This window comes from Mesorhizobium sp. M2A.F.Ca.ET.037.01.1.1, assembly GCF_003998075.1.
GTDB lineage: Bacteria > Pseudomonadota > Alphaproteobacteria > Rhizobiales > Rhizobiaceae > Mesorhizobium.
Map to the genome: position 1 here is coordinate 1 of NZ_RZSA01000604.1, position 4164 is coordinate 4164.

At 63.8% G+C, this 4164-nt stretch carries 3 protein-coding genes and 1 pseudogene; 1 reads left to right on the forward strand and 3 read right to left on the reverse strand.

What is annotated here, in order from left to right; all coding sequences use genetic code 11:
* The 3 genes and pseudogenes from EOA27_RS25185 to EOA27_RS25195 form a co-directional block, all read right to left on the reverse strand.
* Positions 1 to 292, reverse strand: a pseudogene (locus EOA27_RS25185) (ABC transporter permease); the annotation flags it as partial.
* Positions 289 to 1791 carry a sugar ABC transporter ATP-binding protein gene (locus EOA27_RS25190; protein ID WP_245491155.1) on the reverse strand — a complete coding sequence of 501 codons (1503 nt, stop codon included), beginning with the start codon at positions 1789 to 1791 and terminating at the stop codon, positions 289 to 291. The pseudogene EOA27_RS25185 and the gene EOA27_RS25190, both read right to left, overlap by 4 nt.
* Before the next feature lie 73 nt (positions 1792 to 1864).
* The gene (locus EOA27_RS25195; protein WP_126078896.1) at positions 1865 to 2563 is read right to left on the reverse strand and encodes a GntR family transcriptional regulator; all 699 of its coding nucleotides are present in this window, start codon (positions 2561 to 2563) and stop codon (positions 1865 to 1867) included.
* A gap of 224 nt (positions 2564 to 2787) precedes the next feature.
* Here EOA27_RS25195 and EOA27_RS25200 point away from each other — a divergent pair, with 224 nt between their 5' ends.
* The gene (locus EOA27_RS25200) at positions 2788 to 4014 is read left to right on the forward strand and encodes an iron-containing alcohol dehydrogenase (RefSeq protein ID WP_126078897.1); all 1227 of its coding nucleotides are present in this window, start codon (positions 2788 to 2790) and stop codon (positions 4012 to 4014) included.
* Positions 4015 to 4164: the final 150 nt, after the last annotated feature.

Below are 4164 nucleotides of genomic sequence, written 5' to 3' on the forward strand. Positions count from 1 at the left end.
CCATCATGTTCATGAACATGATGGTGATGCCGGCAATGAAAGCCACCATCGAGCCCACGGACAGGTCCAGGCCGCCCGACGAGATGACGAATGTCGCGCCAACGGCGATGATGGCGACATAGGCGCTGCGCGTGATCACGTTGCTGAGGTTCGTTGCGGACAGGAAGTCGGGATTGACCAGGAATCCCAGCGCAAGCAGCGCCGCAAGCGCAAGGAACGGGCCGGCGTCGGCCCATGAGAATTGGTATTGCCGCTCGCTTCGCGCCGGCGCGGACTGGGTAAGCGCTGTCACTTTGTTCCTCCCTGGGCGACGTGCGCACGCGAGCTGGTTGCCAGCAGCGCGATGTTGCTCTCGGTCATCGTTTCGCCCGAGACTTCGCCGCTGATCCTGCCCTCGCGCATGACGATGACGCGGTCACAGATGCCCACCAGTTCCTGCATCTCCGAGGAAATGACGATGCAGGCTTTGCCCTGCCTCACGAGATCCTGGATGAAGCCGTAGATCTGCGCCTTGTTGGCGATGTCGATGCCGCGGGTCGGCTCGTCGATGATGACGACGGACGGATCGCTCAGGAGCACCTTGGCGAGCAGAAGCTTCTGCTGATTGCCGCCGGAGAGCTGCCCGGCCCGCGCGCCAAGGCTCTTCAGGCGAATGTCGTAGCTGGAGATTGCCTGCGCCAAGGCCCGCGCTTCGCGATCGCGTCTTACGATGAGACCGGGATGGAAGCTGGCGAGGGCGGACAGAGTGAGGTTCGGCCCGAGACGCTCCTGCAGGAGCAGGCCCTTGCCCTTGCGGTCCTCGGTCAGATAACCGATGCCGGCTTCTATGGCTTCGCGCTGGGAGCGTATCCGAACCGGAGCGCCGTTGAGTTCGACCGTAGCGATTCCCGGCCGGAGTCCGAGCATTCCTTCGAACAGCTCCGTTCGCCCGGCGCCGATCATTCCGGCGAAGCCCAGAATCTCGCCTTTGTGCACGGTGAACGACACGTCCTCGACGAAGCCTGGAACCACGGCGTTGCGGACGCTCAGCATCGGCTCGTTTGTCCGCGTCACCTGCTTTTGGGGATAAAGCGCGTTGAGCTCGCGGCCCACCATCAGCCGCGCCATGTCGATCTGCGTCAGTGTATGGCCCGGATAGGTGCCAACCAATTTGCCGTCGCGCAGGACGCTGACCTTGTCGGCCAGCCGCTGCACCTCGTCGAGCCGGTGGCTGATATAGAGGACCGCGATGCCGCGTGCCTTGAGTTCGAAGATGATGGTGAGGAGACGCTCGACTTCTCCCCCCGTCAGCACGGCTGTCGGCTCATCGAAGATGACCACCCGATGCTCGTCGAGCAAGGCACGGGCTATCTGCACCAGTTGGCGATCCGCCAACGAGATGTCGCGCACGAGAGACGTGGCCGAGACCTCGCAGCCCAGCTCCGCGAGCTTTGCCGCAGCGAGGCGGCGCATGCGCGCATCATCGACAAGGCCACCCTTGGTGAGCTCGCGGCCGAGGAAAAGATTGTCGGTGACGCTCAGCGCATCGGCGAGCAGGATCTCCTGATGCACCAGGGCGATGCCGGCGGCCTGAGCCTGGTCCGGCCTGCTGAAGCGCACCCGGTGCCCCGCCATGGACAACGTGCCTTCGGTCGGCTCGATGTAACCGGACAGCAGCCGCATGAATGTCGACTTACCGGCGCCGTTCTCGCCGATGATCGCATGGATCTCGCCGGGCTGGATGTCGAGCGTGACATCCGACAGCACGGTGACGGCGCCGTACTGCTTGGACAGCCCCTCGGCGCACAGCACCGCGGGGCCAACCGGAAGGCCGGCTGCGGGCGCAACAGCGCTATCTCCGTCGATGCGGGCGGCAAGGGAGCGGTTACTCGAAGGCGGGCAGGAGGCGGTCCCGCGAATTCTCAATGTGCACGTGCATCGCCTTCTCGGCGGCATGCGCGTCGCCGGCCGCGAAAGCAGCGAGAATCGCCTCGTGCTCATCCAGCGCTTCTTCGGTGACGCGCGAGTGGTACATCAGGCGGAAAATGTGGAAATGCGTATGCTGGTGGTTCAGCGTCTCGCGGATGAGCTCGTTCTGCGCGAACTCCATGATCTTGTCGTGGAAGATCGCGTCCTGCCGCGCGAAATTGGAATAGCGCAGGCGCTCGTCCTTCCCCACCCGCCGCGCCATCACGCCCGCCGCTTCCTGCAACACCGCGAGGCGCTCTTCGTCCAGCGCTGCCGTAGCCTTGGCGGCGGCAGCGGGCTCCAACAGAAGGCGCAGCTCGTAAAGCTCGTCAAACCGGCGCCGGGTGATTTGCGGGGCGGCGCGATAGCCGATCAGGTGGGTTTTGACCACCAGGCCCTCCCCCTCCAACCGCCCGAGCGCTTCGCGGATGGGCGTGTGTGAAACGTCGAATTCCCTGACGAGGTTGTCGACGGTGATGCGCGATCCCGGCGGAATCTTCAGCGACATCAATTGCGCGAAGATTGCTTCGTAAACATCGCCCGCCAAGCTGTTGGCGCGCTGGATGCGGCCGCTTGAGCGAGCTTCGGTTTCAACCGTCAGGTCGGGATTTTCCATCGGTTACCTCTTGACAGGAGCAAGGCCTAACATGATGCTCCGGCCAATTCAATAGGATATCCTATACGATTTTATAGAGGATACGAACGGATGGGCTATGAACCGCACTCCGCACTCAATGACGCGGGCAAGAAGCCGACAAATCACCGGCCTGCGAACTGAAGGCGGCCCCTACCGATGATCACGACGTTTTTTCATCAGTCTCTTTCGAAAGATCTCGATCCATGACCCTCTTTGCAGCCGCGCGCCTCCCGCGCGAAATCCTCTTCGGCAAAGGCCAGCGCCATGCGCTGCCTGCCATTGCCGGCCGGCATGGCCAGCGCGCATTCATCTGCACCGACGAAAGGCTCGCCGGCACGCCTGAGTTCATCGAGATGCTCGATGGGTTGAAGGCTGCCGGGATCGACACGCTCGTCCACGACCGCACCTTGCCGGATGTGCCGCGCGACAGCGTCGGCGCCTGTATCGCGGAGGCGAAGGATTTCAGGCCGGACATGGTGATCGGCGTCGGGGGCGGCAGTTGCCTCGACATGGCCAAATGCGCCGGGCTGCTCATCAGCCATGGCGGCAAGCTCCAGGACTATTATGGTGAGTTCAAGGTGCCGGGCCCTACCCTTCCTCTTATCGCTGTGCCGACCACGGCCGGCACGGGTTCCGAAGTTACTCCCGTCGCGGTGATCTCCGACCCGGAGCGGACGCTGAAGGTCGGTATCTCCAGCCCACATCTCATCGCCGCGGTTGCGCTGTGCGACCCGGACCTGACAGCGACCTGCCCGCCATCACTGACCGCCATCGCCGGTGCCGACGCGCTGACGCATGCGATCGAGGCCTTCACCGCGGCAAGGCGCGGCGCCGATGCCGATCTGGCGCAACACCATGTCTTCGTCGGCAAGAGCGCGCTGACCGATCATTTCGCCCTTCTGGCGATCAGGCTCCTCGGCCGCAGCCTCGAAGCAGCCTATCGCGATGGGTCGAACGAAAATGCACGGGCCGATGTCATGATGGGAGCGCTGGCCGCCGGCTGCGCCTTCGGCACGGCGGGAACCGCCGCCGCCCATGCGGTGCAGTATCCGGTCGGCGCGCTCACCCACACGCCGCATGGCCTGGGCGTCGCCACGATGCTCCCCTATGTGATGCGCTACAACCTGTCGGCGGCAACCTCGGAGATCGCAGAAATCGGCATTGCGCTTGGCCTGCCGCGCCAGGACCGCGATGCCGGTCAGCTGGCCGATGCCGCAATCACGGAAGTCGCGCGACTGTTCAACGCCATCGGTATCACCCGGACGCTGGCTGACCTCGGTCTTGCCGAGGACAAGATCGACTGGACGGCGGAACAGGCGCTTGGCATCGACCGGCTGATCAAGAACAATCCCCGCCCCTTCGACCTGCCCGCGATGCAGCGCCTGGTCAGGGCTGCTTACAGCGGCGACATGTCGGCCGCGGCAATGTGAGGGAAGGAGCCCGATTGCAATGAACATTTCCCACCTAACAGTTGATCAGGATTCCGACATGTCCGAATACATCCCGTTCTCGCAAGGCCTTTACATCGGCGGGAAATGGCGACCCTCCTCCGACGGCCGCGTCATCGCAGTGGTTGACCC

What these genes read in the sequence shown, in the direction of transcription:
- EOA27_RS25200 (WP_126078897.1), top strand. Translation starts at nt 2,788, where the DNA reads ATGACCCTCTTTGCAGCCGCGCGCCTCCCGCGCGAAATCCTCTTCGGC.
- EOA27_RS25195 (WP_126078896.1), bottom strand. Translation starts at nt 2,563, where the DNA reads ATGGAAAATCCCGACCTGACGGTTGAAACCGAAGCTCGCTCAAGCGGC.